The 20,942-nt window shown below is 46.9% G+C and carries 15 protein-coding genes; 11 read left to right on the top strand and 4 right to left on the bottom strand.

Features of this window, described 5'->3' with window-relative positions:
- Window positions 1-31 precede the first annotated feature (31 nt).
- Window positions 32-2,017 (bottom strand): 3-deoxy-D-manno-octulosonic acid kinase, encoded by a 1,986-nt coding sequence (locus tag B2U97_RS03585; protein ID WP_153849601.1) that lies wholly within the window; start codon window positions 2,015-2,017, stop codon window positions 32-34.
- Window positions 2,018-2,022: 5 nt separating this feature from the next.
- Window positions 2,023-2,799: a hypothetical protein gene (locus B2U97_RS03580; RefSeq protein WP_011235216.1), complete on the bottom strand. Its 777-nt coding sequence runs from the start codon at window positions 2,797-2,799 to the stop codon at window positions 2,023-2,025.
- 119 nt (window positions 2,800-2,918) lie between these two features.
- Here B2U97_RS03580 and B2U97_RS03575 point away from each other — a divergent pair, with 119 nt between their 5' ends.
- Window positions 2,919-4,475: a cryptochrome/photolyase family protein gene (locus tag B2U97_RS03575; protein WP_272990269.1), complete on the top strand. Its 1,557-nt coding sequence runs from the start codon at window positions 2,919-2,921 to the stop codon at window positions 4,473-4,475.
- A gap of 11 nt (window positions 4,476-4,486) precedes the next feature.
- Window positions 4,487-5,023 carry a lipocalin family protein gene (locus B2U97_RS03570; protein WP_286823019.1) on the top strand — a complete coding sequence of 179 codons (537 nt, stop codon included), beginning with the start codon at window positions 4,487-4,489 and terminating at the stop codon, window positions 5,021-5,023.
- Here the strand turns inward: B2U97_RS03570 and B2U97_RS03565 are convergent.
- Window positions 5,020-6,804, bottom strand: coding sequence for a DEAD/DEAH box helicase (locus B2U97_RS03565; protein ID WP_286823020.1), 1,785 nt, complete (start codon window positions 6,802-6,804; stop codon window positions 5,020-5,022). The two genes, B2U97_RS03570 and B2U97_RS03565, sit on opposite strands and share 4 nt — an antisense overlap.
- A gap of 343 nt (window positions 6,805-7,147) precedes the next feature.
- Here B2U97_RS03565 and B2U97_RS03560 point away from each other — a divergent pair, with 343 nt between their 5' ends.
- The 9 genes from B2U97_RS03560 to nspC all read left to right on the top strand — a co-directional run bounded on the left by B2U97_RS03560 (window position 7,148) and on the right by nspC (window position 20,260).
- Window positions 7,148-8,590 carry an NAD-dependent succinate-semialdehyde dehydrogenase gene (locus tag B2U97_RS03560; RefSeq protein WP_034822553.1) on the top strand — a complete coding sequence of 481 codons (1,443 nt, stop codon included), beginning with the start codon at window positions 7,148-7,150 and terminating at the stop codon, window positions 8,588-8,590.
- Window positions 8,587-9,960: an aldehyde dehydrogenase family protein gene (locus tag B2U97_RS03555; RefSeq protein ID WP_011235221.1), complete on the top strand. Its 1,374-nt coding sequence runs from the start codon at window positions 8,587-8,589 to the stop codon at window positions 9,958-9,960. The genes B2U97_RS03560 and B2U97_RS03555 overlap by 4 nt, the downstream gene beginning before the upstream one ends.
- Window positions 9,961-10,042: 82 nt before the next feature.
- Window positions 10,043-10,894, top strand: coding sequence for a thioredoxin (gene trxA, locus B2U97_RS03550; protein ID WP_011235222.1), 852 nt, complete (start codon window positions 10,043-10,045; stop codon window positions 10,892-10,894).
- Window positions 10,895-10,987: 93 nt separating this feature from the next.
- The gene (zapE, locus tag B2U97_RS03545; RefSeq protein WP_011235223.1) at window positions 10,988-12,109 is read left to right on the top strand and encodes a cell division protein ZapE; all 1,122 of its coding nucleotides are present in this window, start codon (window positions 10,988-10,990) and stop codon (window positions 12,107-12,109) included.
- 249 nt (window positions 12,110-12,358) lie between these two features.
- Window positions 12,359-13,777, top strand: coding sequence for a sodium-dependent transporter (locus B2U97_RS03540; RefSeq protein ID WP_011235224.1), 1,419 nt, complete (start codon window positions 12,359-12,361; stop codon window positions 13,775-13,777).
- A gap of 1 nt (window position 13,778) precedes the next feature.
- On the top strand, window positions 13,779-15,617 hold the full coding sequence (locus B2U97_RS03535) for a GNAT family N-acetyltransferase (protein ID WP_272990283.1): 1,839 nt from the start codon (window positions 13,779-13,781) through the stop codon (window positions 15,615-15,617).
- Window positions 15,618-15,682: 65 nt separating this feature from the next.
- Window positions 15,683-17,839, top strand: coding sequence for a prolyl oligopeptidase family serine peptidase (locus tag B2U97_RS03530; RefSeq protein WP_273024759.1), 2,157 nt, complete (start codon window positions 15,683-15,685; stop codon window positions 17,837-17,839).
- Window positions 17,840-17,911: 72 nt separating this feature from the next.
- The gene (locus tag B2U97_RS03525; protein WP_273024761.1) at window positions 17,912-19,111 is read left to right on the top strand and encodes a saccharopine dehydrogenase family protein; all 1,200 of its coding nucleotides are present in this window, start codon (window positions 17,912-17,914) and stop codon (window positions 19,109-19,111) included.
- Window positions 19,112-19,126: 15 nt separating this feature from the next.
- A complete protein-coding gene (gene nspC, locus B2U97_RS03520; protein WP_273024763.1) occupies window positions 19,127-20,260 on the top strand; it encodes a carboxynorspermidine decarboxylase in 1,134 nt (377 codons plus the stop codon).
- 52 nt (window positions 20,261-20,312) lie between these two features.
- Here the strand turns inward: nspC and B2U97_RS03515 are convergent, their stop codons facing one another.
- Window positions 20,313-20,939, bottom strand: coding sequence for a tetratricopeptide repeat protein (locus B2U97_RS03515; protein ID WP_011235229.1), 627 nt, complete (start codon window positions 20,937-20,939; stop codon window positions 20,313-20,315).
- Window positions 20,940-20,942: the final 3 nt, after the last annotated feature.

The raw sequence follows: 20,942 nt of genomic DNA, 5'->3' as shown, positions 1-20,942 counted from the left end.
AGTGGCCGGGGCTTTTTTTATGGCTTAAAACTTAACGACGATAGCCTGTTAATAGTTCTGGCCAGTCACGGGACTCCTTCCAATAGAAGGTTTCATTCTTCTCTTTTTCTTTGCGTAAAGAGCGCAATAGCCGTTGGATATTAGCTTCTTTCCAGTCACCGTTTTCACGGAAGTCGCACTTGTCAAAATCGACAATCCAGGCTTTGTCTTTGTCATCCAGCATAAGGTTGTGACAATTTAAATCTGAATGGTAGACACCGGTATCATGCAATTCTTTAATGACGCTTCCCAACTTTTGCCATAGCTCCGCGGATAGTTTCTTTTCACGCAGTAAGCGAAAAACATCGACAGCCCCCGGAATAACTTCCACCAATATGTCTGCTTTGTAACTAAAAACTGCTGTTTTTTCCATACGAGCGGCTACCGGACGCGGAACGGGCAAACCAATTTCCCGCAGCTTTAGCAGCAAATCAAATTCATGAATTGCCCGGCTTTTCTCCGCCGGCTCACGTAAAAAACGATCTTTATTAATTTTACCAACTAAACCACCACGATAGTAATGCCGCAGTAAAAGTCCCAGATCGCCTTGCTGAATAAACCAGACTGTTGCGCGTCCCGTTGAGTTTCCTGCAATTGACTTTTGTTGCTGCCAATACTGGGCTGTGAAATGTTTATCTTCTATTGTTTCAAAAATATCGCTGTCGTAGCGAATAAGCCCTTGGGGACTCTGCTCTGTTTTTATCATACCGCTTCCTGTCAGAGTATATTCCAGTGCCCGCTTTAATACTCTTAACGTAGCACCCTGGTGCGTCTGTAAAACGCTTTTAGCAGCTTCATGTTGCGCTTTCATGACAGCTGTCTGCTGCATCAACTCCACAGCTTGTTTAATTTCTCCGGCATTATTAACCCACTGAACGGCACCGGCTTTTGCCAGTTCACCATAAACTTGCGGGAAATTGAACACGTGCCGCCCTGACATAACATTGGAGCCAGCAGCTATAACTTCAAGGGGGTTGTGCCCTCCTCGTTCAATAATACTGCCACCGACAAAGCTGGCTGAGGCTAATTGCCCCCAAAGCATCATTTCGCCCATGCTGTCAGCAAGAAAGACATCACAATCTTCAGGTATCGCATTACTCTCGCTTCTGCGGGCAAGCTTAAGCCCGGACTCCCGTATCATTTTTGCTACCACCTCAAATTGCTCAGGGTGTCGCGGGGCAATGATAAGACAGGAATTGGATAAGTCCTGTTGAATCAGTTTATGTGCCTCTAACAGCAGCTCATGCTCGCCCGGATGACTGCTACTGGCAAGCCACACATGTCGCGACGCACAGCTTTGCCGCCACAACAGAGCCTTCTCAATATCTGTGACAGAAAGCTCAATGTCGTATTTTAGGTTTCCGTCCACAAAAAGCACACTATCGGGGACACCTAAAACCTTCATTCTGCGCGCCGTTTCTTTATTCTGAACGGAAACCAGTGTCAGTTGTTTCCAGACCTTCTTCATCAACCAATGAAAACGCCGATAACCTGCCGCTGAGCGAGCCGAAAGTCGCGCGTTTAACAATGCGACAGGAATATTCGCTTTGGAAAATTGGTTCAACATTTGCGGCCAAAGCTCGGTTTCCATTACCCACACGGCTTTAGGTTTAAACTTACGCACAAAACGCTTCGCGGCACCCGGAGTATCTATCGGCCAGTAGCGACAACTAACAGTGTCGCCAAAATGCTGCTGGATAAGTTCCCGGGCCGTTGGTGTCATACAGGTAATGAGTATTTTTTGACCTGGCTCCTGACGCAAAAGCTGCTCGATTAACCGTTTCGCCGCTAAGGTTTCACCAACGGAAACACTATGAATAACCAAACAGCCGTGCTGTTTTTTATCAACAGAGCCCAGCGCAAGCCGTTCTGACCAGTTCTGACGGTAGCGACTGTCTTTTCCGCCGCGTAGCCACAACCAGACAAAAACGGCTGGAGTGACCAGCCGTATTAATACTCCGTAGATCCACAATTGCATATCATTTAACGCCAGTATTCGGCTATCCACTTGGTTGGCAGAACCTTACGGTACCACTTGCCGCTTCGGCCTTCCAACGCGTCATCCGGATGCGGCTTGCCGTGGAAAATAATAACTTTTGCTTCTTCCGGAATACGCGGTTCCTGAAAGAAGCTAAGTGGAAACGGACGCAGACAATGGCGCTTAAAGCTACGACACCACTTTTCCGGCCAGTACGTCAGCTTGTTTTGGCGATCGACAAAATGGGTAATATATTCCTGCTCATTTCGTACGTCAGCGATAGCCGCTTTCGGATCTTTTTTCAGATGCTCTAACGCGTCTTCATGAGCGCCAATATCAAAACGAAATACCGATGTATTCCCGGTAGCGTCAGATTTATCCCACTCTTTGATCACCATAAACTCACCTTCCGGCTCAAAGAACTCGTCCAGACTACCAACAATAATAATATCCAGATCCAGGAATAAAGTCGGGCCTTCAAGATCATAAAGCGGGTTCGCAAAGCAGGTAAGCTTTAACCAGCCGTGACCTTTTGTCCACGGAACTTGTTCATCAAAGTCTTTAAAGCCAATTTTAGGAATAGCTTTTACTTCAATGTCGTCATTGATACCCTCAAAGTCATCGGTGAAGCAGACAAAACGAAACGGTCTACTAAGATGGCGACTGACCATTGAATGCAATGTATTGACGTAATCGGGGCCATATTTTTTACCCCATTTAATGCAAATGACATTGACCGTTTTTTGCTCTGATGAATTCTCGTTACCCGCTGCCTGGTTCATAACTGCTCCTGAATCTGAAACTACCGCGCATAATGCCATATTTTGGGGCATTTAGGTATGCCGATCTGAATCCCTGAATAGAACGTAATGAAGCTATCAACTCTAACTCCTCACTGTTTATGAAAATTCATACTCTACGACTCATACTTGGCGACCAACTCAATGCCAGACATTCGTGGTTCAGAGAAAAGGACGCGGGTGTACTTTATGTAATGATGGAGCTCAAACAAGAAACTGATTACGTTGTTCACCATCGGCAAAAAGTATTAGCTTTTTTCGCAGCGATGCGGGCTTTCGGTAACGCTCTGAACACGGCAGGACATCAGGTAAACTATATAAAACTTGATGATGATACTAATGAACAAAGCCTGACTCAGAACCTTCAGCAGTTAATGAAAAAGTACGAAGTGACCACTCTGGAATGTCAGCAACCCGACGAATACCGGCTCGATCATCAACTGAAAAGCTGGGCCGGCGCCAATAACATTCATTTAAACTGGTTTGATACAGAGCACTTTCTTACCGGCCGCAACTCGCTAAAAGAGTATTTCCCCAATAGCGAAAACTACTTAATGGAAACCTTCTACCGAAGGGTACGTAAGCAATACGATATTCTAATGGATGGAGGACGTCCGACTGGTGGCCGCTGGAATTACGATAAAGAAAACCAGAAAAAGGTTCCCGCAAGTCATGACCTAGAACTGCCTTTAATCTTCTCCAATGACGTATCAGATATAGATGAACTGCTGCGTAGCAGTGAAATTAAAACCATGGGACAAGCGAACGCGGCTCACCTGATATGGCCGGTTAGCCGAAAACAGTCTAAACAGTTGCTTGAACATTTTTGTCAATTCGGACTTCCTGATTTTGGTCGTTATCAGGATACAATGGCAACAGAAAACAACGTTGGGAAGGCCCACTGGAGTCTTTATCATTCAAGGCTTTCATTTTCTCTAAACACCAAAATGCTGCATCCGTTAGAAGTGGTTAACGCTGCTATTGATGCCTGGTCGAAAAACAAAGACACCATTTCCCTAGCCCAAATTGAAGGCTTTTGTCGGCAAATTATTGGCTGGCGAGAGTTTGTAAGGGGGATTTACTGGGCGCATATGCCCGACTATAAAAATCTTAACGCACTTAACCACACCAGAACGCTACCGGAGTTTTACTGGACTGCCAATACCAAAATGGCATGTTTGCATTACGCCGTTAAGCAGTCGTTAGACTATGCCTACGCCCATCACATACAGCGGTTAATGGTAACCGGAAATTTCGCTCTGCTGGCCGGCGTATCACCGGACGCTTTGGATGACTGGTATCTTGGTATTTATATTGATGCCATTGAGTGGGTAGAACTGCCCAATACTCGCGGCATGAGTCAGTATGCCGACGGTGGGCTAATAGCAACCAAGCCCTACATTGCCAGTGCCAACTATATGCAAAAAATGGGGCACTATTGTAAAGAGTGCTATTATGATCCGAAGAAGAAAACCGGCGAAAAAGCCTGTCCTTTTAATAGCCTGTACTGGCATTTTATTGAACGTCATAAAGAACGCTTTAAAGACAATCACAGAATGAGCATGATGTATCAGGTCTGGAATAAAAAAACCGAAGAAGAACAGCAGGCGTTAATGAAACAAGCCGAAACTTATTTAGATAATATCAACGAGTTATAAAAGGAAGCACAATGAAAAAATGGATGGTGTCATTACTTTTTACGTTTCTACTGAGTGCCTGTAACTCTCAACCAACACCGGTAGCCGAAGTTGTTGACGACTTTGAAGCCGAGCGTTACCTGGGAAAATGGTACGAAATAGTCCGCATGCCACACAGCTTTGAAGAAGGCTTGCAGGGTGTTACGGCAGAGTATCGCTTAAATGGTGATGGCACACTGGAAGTGACCAACCGGGGTTATCACACCCAAAATGAAGAATGGCAAACCGCTATTGGATTGGCTGAGCCAGTCGAAAACATGGAGGCCGCATATCAGGTCACCTTCTTCTGGCCCTTTTATGGCGGATATTACGTAAGTTGGTTAGGTGGTGATTATCAGCAGGCTATAGTAACCAGCGACTCACACGAGTATTTCTGGTTTTTATCCAGAAGTCCTGATGTTTCTCAGGCAGATATTGATTACGCTTTAGCCAACGCTCATGAGTGGGGATATGACATCGACCAGATGATCATTGTTGATCATCCGGCCGAGTTAAGAGACGCTAATTAACTAAAACGACGCGCAGCACCCTTACCGGAGTTGCGCTTAGGTCCGCCACGAGCATCGCGGTCACGCGGTGGGCGTGGCGCACGTTTAACTTGCTCATCACTTAGCTCAAGACCCATAGGCTGTTGACGCACACGAGCTTTTTTCAGTACGTGCATAATGTCTTTTGGCATACCTTTTGGTAGCTGCACTAAAGAATGATTATCAAACAACTGAATTTGCCCAATATACTTGCTGTCCATTGATGCTTCGTTAGCAATAGCACCAACGATGTCACCAGGACGAGCGCCGTGCTCACGGCCTACCTGAATTTTGTAGGTTTCAAAATCGACATCCGCTGCACGACCACCACGTTCGGCACGAGGTTTACGCTTATCGCCACGGTCACTGCGTTCATTGCGACCTGATCGTTCGCTACGCTCGTTGCGTGCTTCACGTACCGGACGGTCTTCTTTCAGGAACAACGGGCGCTGCTCATTATGCTGAGCCAATAACGCTAAAGCAATTTCTTCAGCACTTAACTCTGAATGTTCCAGCCACTCGCCTAACAGTTTCTCTAGCTTAGGCTTATCGGCGCTTGCAGTTTCAGGAGCCAGTGACGCCTGCAACTTCTCTAACAATTGTTGCTGACGGTACTTGCTCAGTTCATTTGCGTTTGGTACTTCAAAGAACTCAACCGGTGCATTGGTTAAGCGCTCATAGTGACGCAACAAATGACGTTCTTTTGCACGGAAGAAAAGAATCGCTTCACCGGTACGGCCCGCACGACCAGTACGTCCAATACGGTGAACATAAGATTCAGTATCGCTTGGTAAGTCATAGTTAATAACGTGCGTAATTTCAGGAACGTCTAAGCCACGAGCAACAACGTCGGTCCCTACCAGAATTTCGATGTGTCCACTACGTAACTGACTGACAGTCTGCTCACGCTGAGCCTGGTTCAAGTCACCGCTTAATGGCGCCGCTTTAAAGCCGTTGCGTTGCAATAATTCAGCCACATCCATCGTATCCTGACGGGTACGTACGAAAATCAGTGCGCGCTGATACGGAGTCACTTCTAACAATCGAGTCAGAGCGGTCATTTTCGTCATGCCCTGAACTTTCCATGCTTTCTGCTTAATCGTCGCTTTTTCGCGGGCAATAGCTTCAATCTGAATGTTCAGCGGATCTTTCAGGAAAGTTTTTGCCAGTTTGCGAATTGCATTCGGCATAGTTGCTGAGAATAACGCGCGTTGCGCCGTATTCGGTACAGCTTTTAGAATCGTCTCGATGTCTTCAATGAAACCCATGTTAAGCATTTCATCAGCTTCATCCAGAACGCCCACTTTCAAACCATCTAGTTGCAGGACGTTTTTATTCAATAAGTCGATAAGACGACCCGGGGTACCAACAACAATAGCGGTTCCCTGCTTCAGGGCTTTAACCTGAGGACCAAATGGAGCGCCACCGTAAACGGTTGCTACGCCAACACCACGCATTTTCGCAGCAAAGCCTTCAAGCGCTTCAGCTACCTGAATAGCCAGCTCACGAGTTGGAGTTACGACTAATACTTGAGTTTGCTTAACCGACGCATCAATTTTTGCCAGTGCAGGCAGACCGAATGCAGCAGTTTTACCGGTACCGGTCTGAGCTTCGCCCAGCACGTCTTGCCCTTCCAGCAATGCAGGAATAGCCTGTAGCTGAATAGGAGTCGGAGTTAAAAACTGCATTGCGTTTAATTGTTCAAGCACAGCACTAGGTAAGGCCATGTCGTTAAACGACAGACCCGTTTGGGTATTTGACATATTTGTCTCACTTTATTCCCGTTTGCCCATTGGCAAACACAATAAAAAAGGGGTTATGGCCCGGCAACAGGAATCAGTGTTCAGTCTCTAAACTGTCTGGACTGGAATCAGGCGCTGCAACCCCACGAATCAAGGGTGACCGCTGCCTCATCAGTTATGCGGTGTTCCTTGAGGAACGGCGGATTATACGTTTTTTTACTCAAAAAGCAATGCCTTTGACCTTTTTTTCACCAAACGCATCTATTTCCGTCAAAATAATCGAAAAAGTTGAACCATTTCTTTTTATATTGCCTACATTATTAGAGTTATTCTCAAATTTGGAGGAATTATGTCAGCACATTCTATGTCATCCCTGACTAAGAAAGACTGCTTTATTGAAGGTCACTGGGTTCCTACGGACAAACGTTTCTCAGTCACTAACCCTGCAACTGGCGAAGTAATAGCCGAGGTTGCTGACGCTGACGAAGATTTAACTCAACGTGCCATAAACGTTGCAGAGACAGCTCTTAAAAGCTGGCGCAAGAAAACCGCCCGTGAACGCGCGATGCTGCTGCGTAAATGGTACGAAGCTATGATGGACAACAAGCAGGCACTGGGTGAATTAATGAGTGCCGAGCAAGGTAAGCCCGTCGCCGAAGCCGTTGGCGAGGTCGAATACGGCGCCAGCTTTGTTGACTGGTTTGCCGGTGAAACTGAACGCATCGATGGCGATATATTACCCAACGCTGATAGCAGTAAGCGTGTAATGGTCACTAAAGAGCCGGTTGGTGTCTGTGCGGCCATTACCCCATGGAATTTCCCCAACGCCATGATCACTCGTAAAATTGCGCCGGCACTGGCAGCGGGCTGCACTATCGTGGTTAAGCCACCGCAATTAACTCCGCTTTCTAGTCTGGCATTAGCCCAACTGGCTAGTGAAGTTGGCATTCCCGACGGCGTTATTAATATTATTCCGACCAGCGATGCTAAAAGTGTAGGTAAACGTCTGGCGACCTCACCACAGGTTCGCAAGCTGTCATTTACCGGCTCTACAGGTGTCGGGAAAATTCTAATGCAGCAATGTTCAGAGCACGTCACAAAATTGTCTCTTGAGCTTGGTGGTAATGCTCCATTCCTGGTCTTTGACGATGCCGATATAGAGCAAGCCGCGGAACAGCTAATAGCCTGCAAATTCCGCAATGGCGGGCAAACCTGTGTTTCAGCGAACAGGATACTGGTACAACAGTCTGTAGCCGAAAAATTTACCGACGCGGTTGTCAGTAAAGTGAAAGCTCTGAAAGTAGGGCCCGGTACAGAAGAAAATGTCGACCTAGGTCCGCTTATCGATCAGGACGCTGTTGATAAAGTACAACGTTTAGTACTTGCTGCTAAGTCTGACGGTGCAACCATAGAAACTGGCGGTTCAGTAATGACCGAGTTAGGCGATTTATTCTATGCGCCAACGGTCATTACAGGTGTAACCGAAGAAATGGATATTAGTGAAGAAGAAATCTTTGGTCCGGTAGTGGCTATTAATACCTTTGAAACAGAAGAAGAAGGCATTGAAAAAGCCAACAATACTCCATTTGGCCTGGCTTCTTACTTCGCAGCCAAAGACACCGCTCGTATTTTCCGTGTAAGTGATGCGCTTGAATACGGCATGGTTGGTGTGAATACTGGTGGCATATCGCACGCTTATAATCCATTCGGTGGCATCAAAGAATCCGGTGTTGGCCGTGAAGGTTCTAAGTACGGTATTGATGAATATCTTGAGTTAAAAACGGTGACTCTTGGCGGACTTGGATGAACCCGTTTGAAAACACACTGAAGCAATTAAAAAGCCATTTTGACAGCGGGCTCACTCGTCCGCTGTCATGGCGTTTAAATCAACTTCAGCAACTTCAGCGATTTCTTACGGAGAACGAAAAGTCTTTACTGCAAGCTCTAAAGTCTGATCTCAACAAACACCCTAGCGAAGCGCGTTTAACTGAATTACAGTTCCTCCAAAGCGATATTAAGCAGACAATTAAAGCTCTGCCAAAGTGGAGCAAGCCTCGCAAAGTGGGTAATCCTTTACTGGCGTGGCCGGCAACCAGCCAGTTAATTCCTGAACCGCTTGGCGCCGTACTTATTCTGGGAGCCTGGAACTACCCTTTACAATTACTTCTGGCGCCTTTAATTGCAGCCATTGCCGCTGGCAACTGCGCTGTCATAAAGCCCTCTGAACATGCAACAGCAACAGCAGACCTACTGGCTCACCAGTTACCAGACTACCTGGACAATGCCGCAATAAAGCTCGTGACAGGATCCGTAACCGAGTCACAACAACTGACAGCACTGCCCTTCGACCACATTTTCTATACTGGCGGAGAAAACGCAGCCAAAGCAATTATGGCGTCTGCCGCAGAAAACTTAACCCCGGTTACGCTGGAGCTTGGCGGTAAAAGCCCGGCGGTAGTTTTAGCCGACGCACCCATTCAAGTTGCCGCCCGCCGTATTATCTGGGGTAAGTTTCTTAATGCAGGCCAAACCTGTATTGCGCCGGATTATGTGCTGGTAGAGGATAGCGTGAAAGAGCCGTTAATTGCCGCCATGCAGCACGAACTCATCAGTTTTTACGGTGAAGATCCTCAGCACAGCAGTGATTACGGCAGGATCATCCATCAGCAGCACTGGCAGCGCCTGACGCAAATGCTGGAAGGCGAAAACGTGGTTGTCGGTGGAGACTCTGATAAGAGCGAACGTTATATTGCACCCACAATAGTGGATGGTGTAAAAGACGGCAGTGCGCTCATGCAGGAAGAAATTTTTGGTCCAATATTGCCTGTTATAACCATTAAGTCAGCAGCGGATGCCATTGAGGAAATCCGTCGTCATCCAAAACCATTAGCACTCTATGTGTTTAGCAACAATCAGCGCCTGCTTGATTTATTTACACAGCAAGTGTCTGCCGGCAATGTTTGTTACAACGACACACTCATGTTCATGCTGAACGACGAATTGCCTTTTGGTGGCGTTGGTCGCAGTGGTATGGGTCGCTACCATGGTAAATGGGGCTTTGATACCTTCAGCCATTTAAAACCCGTGATGACACGCAGTTTTCGTTTCGACGTCGTTTTGCGCTACCCGCCTTACAGCAAGTTAAAAGATAAAATCTTATCCTGGTTTAGTCATTAACCATTGAAATTATGGACTCGCGTCTGCATATCTCTGATAACAGAGATTAAAGTGGCTTATTAAAACAGGAGCGTCGCAGCTGATGTCCGAATCCAATATCGTTAACCTTGACTTGCAGAACTTTCAGCAAGTTTTGCTGGAAGGCTCAAAAGAAAAACTCATTATTATCGATTTTTGGGCTGACTGGTGTGAACCCTGCAAACAACTTATGCCAGTGCTTGAAAAGCTGGCTATGCAATACAGCGACCAGGTTATTCTGGCCAAAATAAATTGTGATGAACAACAAGAATTAGCCGCCCAGTTTGGTATTCGCAGTTTACCTACCGTAGCCTTTTTTAAAGACGGTCAGCCAGTTGACAGTTTCGGTGGAGTGAAAACCGAAGGTGAAATTCAGGAAATACTAACGAAACACCTGCCCAGTCCGTCAGACGACTTAATTCAACAAGCTCAGACAGCTATGGGCGAAGGTGACGCGAATACGGCTTATACTCTGGCTAAACAAGCTTACGATTTAGACAACACTAATATGCAGGCTCTTAAACTGCTAGCCGAAGCTGCGGTCGATGCTGGCCGGTTGGATCAGGCCAAAGAGCTGGTCGCTAAGATTCCACTGGTAGAGCAAGACGGTGACTACCAACGTATAAAAGGCAAGCTTGAGCTGGCGGAAGACGCCGCTGACTCTCCAGAGCTACGCGCTTTACAGGAGCAAGTAGAAAATACCCCCGATGACCTGGCTTTAAAATTACAGTTAGCACTTAAGTTTCATGAAGCAAGTCGTGATGAAGAAGCCCTGCAGCAGATTTTCACTGTATTAGGTAAAGACGTCAATTTTGCTGATGCGAAAAAATACGCACTCGACATTATCAATTCATTACCCGATGGTGATCCTCTGGCAGCGACCTATCGTAGAAAGCTTTACAGCACAATGTATTGAAGACCTGTATTGATGGTTGTTCACTAGCAGCAGTGTTTGGCCGGCTTCCCCAGCCGGCTTCTTTTTGTCCTGACGTTTTGTGATAATAAGCTCATGCAGGAAAACTATAATCAAGACATTCAGTCCGGTGCGCTCCAACCCGATAAATATCAGTTAGAGGCGGTAAAGGCGCTGCAGCAACGACTGGACTCACTTGCTCGCGGACATAAACCGAAAAGTCTTTACTTATTTGGCCCGGTCGGCCGAGGGAAGACCCTGCTGATGGACATGTTTTATCAACATCTTCCGAAAAGTCAGTCTATTCGGCTGCATTTCCACCATTTTATGGCCAAAATCCACGAAGAACTGAATAGCCTTCAGGGCGAAGCTAACCCGATGCAGATTATTGCTAAGAGGTGGTCACAGCACTATTCGATAATCTGTCTGGATGAGTTTTTCGTTGAAGATATTGGCGACGCAATGATTTTAGCCGGACTATGGCATGCGCTGTTCAACGAGGAGGTTAGTTTAATAACAACCTCGAACGCCCCACCTAATGAGCTTTACAGAGATGGTTTGGCGCGCCATCGCTTCGAACCTACAATAGAGTTGTTGAATAAGGAGTGTGACTGTCTGGACTTGGGTATGGGCGTTGATTATCGCCGACTGCACGAAGCCGATTTACCCTATTACCTTAAGCAAGGCACGCTGCAACAGCTCCGTTCACTCGCAGAGAGTCATTTCGGCCGCACAAAAGAAACCCCCTCCGTTCGGATAATGAAGCGTGAAATTCCGTGCTTATGGCACAACAATAAAGTGATTGGTTTTGACTTTATGTCTCTCTGCTCCGGCCCCAGAAGTCAGCGCGACTATATGGAACTGGCCGATCGTTATGCTGCTATAGCGGTGCATCAGGTTCCGGCTTTTTCTTATATACCAGATAAAGACCTGGTACATGGTGTAGAGGAAACATACCAGCGCGAACATCAGGCAAATATTGTCAGCAAACTGGATAACGAAGCCCGTCGTTTTATAGCTCTGGTCGATGAGTGCTATGACCGAAAATGTCACTTATTGGTAACCGCCGAAACCGACATCGATAAATTATATCAGGCCAGACAATTGGCTTTTCCTTTCCGGCGTTGCGTTTCACGACTTTTTGAAATGCAGCAATGGGGTGACTCAGTTGCAGGAAACACGCTGGTAAAAAGACGCCAATCTGTTCCAGAGAGTTGAATTCCCTGTATTTACCAGCGTGTTAAAACTGAGTTAATTAAATGTTACATGACTTGCAACAAATTCCAATATTACAATTGTCATGGATGTTAAAATAAGTTTTGTTTCCAAGCCGGATTTCCCGCATTCTGCCGCACAAACAGTAATTAGCTGCTTGCCGTTAAATTAACGCCTTGCTAGGATTGCTGGAATTTGCTGAACAGCAGCGCTTAAAAAGCGTAAAACAAAAACGATAAAAGAAGGTTCAGAATGAGCGAACAACGCGATCAATTTAGCTCTAAGATTGGCTTTATATTAGCGGCGGCAGGTTCTGCCGTCGGCATTGGTAACTTAGTTGGGTTCCCCGTTGCTGCCACTAAAAATGGCGGTGGGGCATTTTTAATTATCTATGCGTTATTCGTTGCCTTTATCTGCGTGCCAGTTATGTTGGCAGAAATGGGCCTGGGCCGACGCGCTCAAAAAAGCCCTCTGGGATCTTACAAAGCATTATCGCCAAACAATAAAGGCTGGCATCTTGCTGGCTTACTGGCAGTTATCACGCCATTTATGATTGCGGTTTTCTACATGGTCATCACGGTGTGGATCTTCGGTTACCTCTGGCATTCAGTTACCGGCAACCTCGATATGCTCGCCGACGCCGAATACTTTGGCCAATTCGTAAACGACTACGGCTTTGTTGGTTTCCTTATTGCAGTGACAATAATCGTCAATGTTATCTTGCTTGGTGGTGTTCGTCAGGGGATAGAGAAAGCCGCGAAATTCCTGATGCCAGCGCTGTTTATTATGCTCATTCTGCTGGTTATCTTTGTTCTGTCACTGGATAACGCCGTGCTCGGACTTGAGTTTTATCTGGTTCCCGACTTTTCAAAAATTGATGGTTCAGTAATCAACGGCGCATTATCACAGGCCTTTTTCTCGTTATCTCTCGGTATGGGCATTTTAATAACCTACGGCTCTTATTTCAGCCGCAGGGACGACATTGTGACCTCAGGTAAACTGGTTGCTTTAACAGATACAGCCGTTGCTTTTACCGCCGGTTTAATGACTCTGCCCGCGATATTCGCCATCAATCCCAATACCAACCCGGATTCATTGAGTGACTCCTCGGTTAGTATGATTTTCTCTTTCTTTCCGCAAATCTTTATCGCTCTGGAAGGCGTTGTCGGCTATGTTGGCGCAAGCATTGCCGCTACTATCTTTTTCCTGCTGACCTTTATTGCTGCTATTACATCTTTGGTTTCTATTCTTGAAGTACCAACCGCAGCGGTTATTGAGCAAGCGAAGATAAGCCGTAAAAAAGCCCTGCTGGTTATGGGTATCGCCGTTACTGTACTGACTCTTATTGCCGCGACCTCTTTTGGTTTTGTTCCGGCATTCACTGAGTTTACTTTCTACGCTGACACGCCTAAGTCAGTTTTTGATGTAATCTACGACGTTTTTTACGACACCATCTTGCCACTGAATGGCCTTTTGATTTGCTTATTTGTCAGCTTCCACTGGCGCCGTAAAAACCTGGATGCAGAACTTGCTGAAGGCAACCCCGGTTATCCGAATACACTACTGGCCAAATATGTACGTCTATCTATCTGTACATTCATTCCCTTGATATTAGCGGCGGTATTTATTAATACAGTGTTAACTAAATTCTTCGCTTATCCTATTTTCTAAAATGGCAGAGCGCAGCGGTTACCGACAACTTCAACTGCTGCAAGATGCGAGCCTCTGGCGCGAATACTGCGAGGCTCGTTCTGAAAGTTCTATCTACTTATCAAACCTACAGACTCATGCCGATGCCGTACTCTCCCGTTACCGCGATTATCTGGGGCATGAGTTTGAACAAGTCTGGATAGACTGCCACGACGGTTTGCACGCCGACGCCATAGCAGCGCTTTGTGGCACCGTTACCGCCGGTGGTCTGTTGTCTATTTTACTCCCGGCTGAGAGCAACGCCATGAGTCACCGCATGGAGCGTTTTGCCGCAAAACACTTTGCCGAATCAAACATCAAACCCTATTCATCGGTCAACAAAACTGAAACACGCTCAGCAAATGAGACGCTACAGCTAACGAATGAGCAGAACTCTATTTTTAACGCTCTTACACAAAGCACAGCAAAACCATGCGAAACTCATATCATTACCGCCGAACGCGGCCGCGGTAAAAGTACCTTGTTAGGTCAGGCGCTTGCCCAAGCAAAAGAGCACAGCTCGATTATTGTGACGGCACCGCGAAAAGCCAATGCGAAAGTTTTACTACAGCAAGCGCCGGAAGCTCATTTCGTCGCCTGGGATAAGCTGCTGGAACAACCCGGTAATTCGGAAGTAACATTAATTATTGATGAAGCTGCGGGTCTGCCATTGTGGGCAACAGAACAGCTATGCCAAAAATTTAATCCCTGGTTGCTTGCCACAACCGTTGCTGGTTATGAAGGTTGTGGTCGTGGTTTTGCTGTGCACTTTACCGACTGGGCCAGGAAAACCTTGCCACAGGTATCGGTTCACCAGCTAACTCAACCATTACGCTGGCCCGCAAATGATCCATTAGAGCAGTGGCTGACCGAGACTTTTCTACTGAACGAGCAACCAGTAACACAATTCGGGAGCCGGGAGTCCGGCACTTTTATTAAACACGCATCGGAACTTGAAGAAGCTTTGCTGCAACAATGTTTTCAACTTCTTCTCAGCGCACATTACCAAAGTAGCCCGAATGACCTTAACCTGCTGCTGACCGAACCCGGACATAAGCTCGCATATCAGTCCACAAACGGCGAAGTTACTGCGGTTGCCTGGCTTATGAGTGAGGGACCCATTTTATCGCCATTAAAAGAAGAAGTCAGACAAGGGCAAAGACGCCCCAAAGGAAATTTACTGCCTCAGGCCATAGGCTACTTTCTGCAACAGGACTGGGCTATGGATTTACATTGGCTAAGAGTTGCACGTATTGCGGTACCAGCTGCGAAAAGACGACGTAAAGCCGCCTCCGAATTGCTGGCTGAGATTTACCGGTGGGCACTGGACAACAATTACCAAATGCTGGGCACCAGTTTTGCCTGGTCACCGGGACTGGATAATTTCTGGAAGAAAAATGGCTATGCCCTTTGGCGCCTCAGTAGCCGTATAGACAGTGTGTCCGCACGGCCGGCGGCTATTTATGCACTCCCACTAACCAATGAATTCACTGAATTATACCGGGTATGTCAATTGCTCGGTCAGTGGGGACAAAACCAGCTACAATGGTTGTCAGATGGCAAAGATATGCTGCAACTGACAGACGAACACAATGAGATAAGAACAAGCCTTATTCAAGCCTATCGCAGTAAGACTATCCCGTTTGACGCGACACATTTTGCCTTAGCTCAGTGGTTCTACTGGCAACATAGTAATCACCCTCTAACCGAACTGTTGTGTAACTCATCGACAACACTCAAACATCTGGGCGAGTATTGGGGTGGAGTATCTCAGCGTCAGGCGAATGAAAATCTCTGTAAAGAAGTATGCTTACTACACTAATGTGACTTGTTGTTTTGACAGCAAATTCCTATGATCACCGCAGAACCTAAACAGGAAGCCCAACCATGACTCGTTATTCAGCTTTTATTCTTTGTTCAACTGTGTTGATACTGAGTGCCTGCAGCTCGTTTGAACAGGAAAAGGAACAACCTAAAGGCCCTTACCCCGAAACTAAAACCGTCGAGCAGCAAGATGATTATCACGGTACCCGGGTTGAAGATCCTTACCGCTGGCTAGAGCAGGACAATCAGGAAGTGTCTAATTGGGTGCATGCACAAAACCAGTTATCTACCCCTTTATTGCAAAATCTTCCGGCGTTCGCGGACATTAAAGACCGCATGACTGAACTGTGGAATTATGAAAAAGTCAGCACGCCTTTTCGCTATGCTGACCGGTATTTCTACTTCGCAAATGACGGCCTTCAAAATCAGTCCGTGCTATACACCATGACCGATTTAAACAGTGCGCCGGATATTCTGATTAATCCTAATAACTTCAGCGACGACGGAACCGTGTCGCTGGCGCGTATTAACGTTTCTCCCGACGCTACCTATGTTGCTTATGCCACTTCTGACGGCGGCAGCGACTGGACGGAAATAAAAGTCCGTAATGTAGACTCAGGAAAAGACACCAGCGACGTTATTGAAGGGGTTAAATTTACCGAAGTTGCCTGGCTACCAAATGAACGGGGGTTTTATTACAGCCGCTACCCTGAAAATAAAGACGGCAGCTTTGATGATACAAAACCCGTCAGTGTTTATTTTCATAAACTGGGAACCGAACAAAGTGACGATGAGCTGATTTTTGCTTTTGACAACCAGCCCGAACTAAACCCTTACGCCAAAGTATCGGACGACGGTAAATACTTACTTATTGATGTCTTTAAAGGCTACGACGCTAATGCCGTCTACCTGCGTCCGCTAGCACAGGAAAATGCACCTTTTAAAGGGCTTTTCACCAAGTGGGACGGCCAATATCAGTACGTTACCAGCCAAAAAGGCCTGCTGTATTTTAAGACTACCAATGAAGCGTCGACAGGTCGTGTCGTTGCCGTTGACCCTAAACAACCTGAACCTGAGAACTGGACAGAAATTATTGCTGCTAAAACTCATACACTGAAAGACGTACATGCAGTAGATGGTCAACTATTTGCGCATTATCTGCAGTCAGCGCGCTCGCGAGTGGCTATCTTTGATATAAAAGGAACCATGCTTCAGGAGCTGGCTTTACCCGGTATTGGCTCAATTAGCGGTTTTGAAGGCAGCCATAAAGCACCCGATGTATTCTTTTCCTTCAAAAGCTTTACCGAACCGGGAAAAATCTATCGCTACCAGCCTGACCAGCAACGTACCACCTTGTGGTATGAAACCAAAGTGCCAGCCGAATTAGATCAATATACAACTGAGCAAGTGGTATACAACAGTGCCGATGGCACCGAAGTTCCAATGTTTTTAGTGCACGACAAGAACATTGAGCTTAACGGCGAAAACCCAACGCTGTTATATGGTTATGGCGGCTTCAATATTTCTATTACGCCAGATTACGACACAACCCGTCTTGTCTGGTTAGAAATGGGCGGCGTACTGGCCATTCCAAATCTTCGCGGCGGCGGTGAATTTGGTGAAATGTGGCATCAACAAGGCACTAAAGAAAACAAGCAAAACGTCTTTGACGACTTTATTGCCGCGGCTGAATGGTTAATAAACAACAACTACACCAACAAGAACAAACTCGCTATTCAGGGACGCAGTAACGGCGGTTTATTGGTCGGCGCTACCATGACTCAGCGTCCTGAGTTGTTTGCCGCAGCCCTTCCTGCCGTTGGTGTTATGGATATGCTGAGATACCAACTGCCCAGCGCCAATGCACGAGGCTGGGGTAGTGAATTTGGTTTAAGCGAAAATAAAGAGGAGTTCAAAACTCTTTATGCTTACTCGCCGGTGCACAATACCGAGAGCGGCACCTGTTATCCGGCAACCTTGATCACCACCGGCGATCACGATAATCGAGTGGTTCCATGGCACAGCTACAAGTTTGCAGCTGCACTGCAACGTGACCAAAGTTGCGACCAACCCATACTGTTAAATGTAGAGACTCGCGCTGGTCACGGAGCCGGTACACCAACATGGATGCGCATTGAAGAACATGCCGAAAACTGGGCATTTTTACATAAGCATTTAGGCATGAATTCAGAGGCAGCACAAAGCAACGCTTCTGAATGATGATTCCATAAAAATATGCTATCTTTCGCAGCAACTTTATTAGTTAAAAGATTTCTGTGAAGGATAGCATTCATGTCTAAAGTTCTAATTATTGGTGCCGGCGGTGTTGCTGGCGTAGTCGTACAAAAATGTGCGGGCCTGCCTGAAGTATTCTCTGAGATTCATCTTGCCAGCCGTACCCTGTCCAAATGTCAGGCACTGCAGGAAAAAGCCGGTAAAGACCGCGTTGTAGGAGTGTATCAGATAGACGCCGATGACTCTGCAGAAGTAGCTGAGCTTATTCGTGGCATTAACCCGTCACTGGTTATTAACGTTGCGCTTCCATACCAGGACTTACCTATCATGGATGCGTGCCTCGAAACCGGCGTTCACTACCTGGATACCGCAAACTACGAACCAAAAGACGAAGCGAAATTTGAATATTCGTGGCAGTGGGCTTATCAGGAACGCTTTAAAGAAAAAGGTTTAATGGCCTTGTTGGGTGCCGGTTTTGATCCGGGTGTTACCAACGTATTTACGGCTTATGCCGCCAAGCACTACTTTGACGAAGTGCATTATCTGGACATTGTTGACTGCAACGGTGGTGACCACGGTCAGGCCTTTGCAACCAACTTTAACCCGGAAATTAATATTCGCGAAATTACCCAAAAAGGTAAGTACTGGGAAAACGGCGAGTGGCACGAAACCGACCCTATCAGCGTGCGTAAAGATCTGGATTACCCAAATGTTGGTGTTCGCCCGTCTTACCTGCTGTTCCACGAAGAGCTGGAGTCGCTGGTTAAGCACTTTCCGACCATTAAACGCGCGCGTTTCTGGATGACTTTCGGTGAGCAGTATCTGACTCACTTACGTGTACTTGAGAACGTTGGCATGACTTCTATCCAGCCGGTAGAGTTTGAAGGCAAAAACATTGTGCCACTGGAGTTTCTGAAAGCCGTACTACCTAACCCCGGTTCTCTGGCAGAAGGTTACACCGGCAAAACCTGTATTGGTACTTATGTCACCGGTATGAAAGACGGTCAGGAAAAAACCATCTTCATATACAACAACTGTGACCACGCTGAAACGAACAAAGAAGTAGGTGCTCAGGCGGTTTCTTACACTACCGGCGTACCGGCAATGATCGGCGCTTCTATGATGTTGCAGGGTCATTGGATGGAACCAGGCGTCTGGAATATGGAGCAGTTTGACCCGGACGAGTTTATGGAGCGGCTAAACAAATATGGCCTTCCATGGCAAGTTCTGGAATGCGATAAGCCATTTGAGAAGTAACAGAGAAGACAACGCATGAGTCAATATACATCGCCGGAAATTCCGTCTCCTTGCTATGTGCTGGACGAAAAGCTGCTACGCAAAAACCTCGAGCTGATGCAAAAGGTACAGGAGCAAAGTGGTGCCGACATTATTCTGGCACTGAAAGGCTACGCCATGTGGTCAGCTTTTCCGCTTATTCGTCAATATCTTAAAGGCTGCACAGCCAGCTCTGTCTGGGAGGCAAAGTTGGCAGCGGAGGAATTTTCGCGCGAAGTTCATGCTTATGCGCCAGCTTATAAACAAGAAGACATCGACGAACTACTGCCGTTAGTGAATCACTTGTCTTTCAACAGTGTCTCTCAATGGCACAAGTACCGTGAACAGACAGCTGATGCCGGAGTTTCCGTTGGTCTGCGTATTAACCCGGAGCATCAGGAAGCTGAAACTGAGCTTTATGATCCCAGCGCACCGGGCTCTCGTCTGGGTATTCGTGCCAGCGAACTTAAGCAGCAGGACTTAACCGGCGTTGAAGGTTTGCACGTGCACAACCTGTGCGAGTGCGACTCTTTTGCCCTTGAGCGCACACTGGACGCCGTGGAAAACCGTTTTGGCGAACAGCTAAAACAAATGAAATGGTTAAATCTGGGTGGTGGGCATCTAATGACTCGTCAGGGCTACGATGTTGATCATCTGATAAAGCAGTTAAAGCGCCTGCGCGAGACCTACGATCTGCAAGTGATACTGGAACCCGGCTCTGCCGTTGCCTGGCAAACGGGCCCGCTGGTCTGTGAAGTTGTGGATATTGTTGAGAACCAGGGACAAATCGCTTTACTCGACATTTCAGCTACCGCACATATGCCGGACGTACTGGAAATGCCTTATCGCCCGGTCATTACCGGAGCCGGTTTGCCAGCGGAAAAAGCCTTCAGCTATCGCTTAGGCGGCAACAGTTGTTTAGCCGGTGATGTTATCGGTGAGTACAGTTTTGATCAGCCGCTGGCTGTTGGCGACCGCTTGGTGTTTGAGGACATGATGCATTACACCATGGTGAAAACATCATTCTTTAACGGCGTTCAGCATCCGGCTATTGGAATTTTTCGGGAAAATGGTCAGTTTGATTGTGTACGACAATTTAGTTACGAAGATTTCCGCAATCGCTTGTCTTAAACACAGATAAGCTTTCGCAGTTCAAATCAAAGGCCACCTAATCCTATATACTCTAATCAAGTGGCCTTTTTGCTTTCTCAACCACCGAAGGTGGCATTCTCTCAGCCAGCTTTGCAAGCTTCTGTTCAATATCCGCATAAGTCCGCTTATCAGCGGTAATTGAATTATGCAGCCAATGATAAGCTTTTTCATAATCATAAGGGCTGCCTTCATCGGCCAGCAGAATATCGGCAAAGCGTCGTTGCGCAGGCAAATTCCCTAACGATGCGGCTTCACGAAGGTACAGAATGGCACGCTCAATGTCTTTTTGCACCAAAACCCCTTCATGGTAATAGCGACCTAACTGCTCCAGAGCTTCCAGTAAGCCATGCTGAGCTGCTTTCTCCATATACAGCAGGCCAAGTTCGGGGTCACGGTCATAACACACACCCCAGGCCATCATGTCGCCATAAAGAAACTGATAAGTCGGTCGGCGCTCAAGCTCGGCCTGAGCTTCAATATCCTGTGCCAACTGGCAGCGATCGGTATCGCGTACCCGTTTCAGATGCGCATTAGTTGCAAACATCTCAACCAGTTCCGCGTCTGAATATAACTGTACCGCTTCAACATCCTGCGCCTGCGCCTTGTGCATAGCGGTCAATCCGGCTACAGCAATCAGCATTGGAATGACTATCTTCATAAA

The sequence above is a fragment of the Idiomarina sp. UBA3176 genome (assembly GCF_002364295.1).
Taxonomy (GTDB): domain Bacteria; phylum Pseudomonadota; class Gammaproteobacteria; order Enterobacterales; family Alteromonadaceae; genus Idiomarina; species Idiomarina loihiensis.
The sequence above is the reverse complement of the archived record's forward strand: the minus strand, read 5'-3'. Positions and strand labels throughout refer to the sequence as shown.

Bases quoted from the DNA above. Each gene is read 5' to 3' on its own strand.
- B2U97_RS03585 (WP_153849601.1), bottom strand. From the start codon at position 2,017: ATGCAATTGTGGATCTACGGAGTATTAATACGGCTGGTCACTCCAGCC.
- B2U97_RS03580 (WP_011235216.1), bottom strand. From the start codon at position 2,799: ATGAACCAGGCAGCGGGTAACGAGAATTCATCAGAGCAAAAAACGGTC.
- B2U97_RS03575 (WP_272990269.1), top strand. From the start codon at position 2,919: ATGAAAATTCATACTCTACGACTCATACTTGGCGACCAACTCAATGCC.
- B2U97_RS03570 (WP_286823019.1), top strand. From the start codon at position 4,487: ATGAAAAAATGGATGGTGTCATTACTTTTTACGTTTCTACTGAGTGCC.
- B2U97_RS03565 (WP_286823020.1), bottom strand. From the start codon at position 6,804: ATGTCAAATACCCAAACGGGTCTGTCGTTTAACGACATGGCCTTACCT.
- B2U97_RS03560 (WP_034822553.1), top strand. From the start codon at position 7,148: ATGTCATCCCTGACTAAGAAAGACTGCTTTATTGAAGGTCACTGGGTT.
- B2U97_RS03555 (WP_011235221.1), top strand. From the start codon at position 8,587: ATGAACCCGTTTGAAAACACACTGAAGCAATTAAAAAGCCATTTTGAC.
- trxA (WP_011235222.1), top strand. From the start codon at position 10,043: ATGTCCGAATCCAATATCGTTAACCTTGACTTGCAGAACTTTCAGCAA.
- zapE (WP_011235223.1), top strand. From the start codon at position 10,988: ATGCAGGAAAACTATAATCAAGACATTCAGTCCGGTGCGCTCCAACCC.
- B2U97_RS03540 (WP_011235224.1), top strand. From the start codon at position 12,359: ATGAGCGAACAACGCGATCAATTTAGCTCTAAGATTGGCTTTATATTA.
- B2U97_RS03535 (WP_272990283.1), top strand. From the start codon at position 13,779: ATGGCAGAGCGCAGCGGTTACCGACAACTTCAACTGCTGCAAGATGCG.
- B2U97_RS03530 (WP_273024759.1), top strand. From the start codon at position 15,683: ATGACTCGTTATTCAGCTTTTATTCTTTGTTCAACTGTGTTGATACTG.
- B2U97_RS03525 (WP_273024761.1), top strand. From the start codon at position 17,912: ATGTCTAAAGTTCTAATTATTGGTGCCGGCGGTGTTGCTGGCGTAGTC.
- nspC (WP_273024763.1), top strand. From the start codon at position 19,127: ATGAGTCAATATACATCGCCGGAAATTCCGTCTCCTTGCTATGTGCTG.
- B2U97_RS03515 (WP_011235229.1), bottom strand. From the start codon at position 20,939: ATGAAGATAGTCATTCCAATGCTGATTGCTGTAGCCGGATTGACCGCT.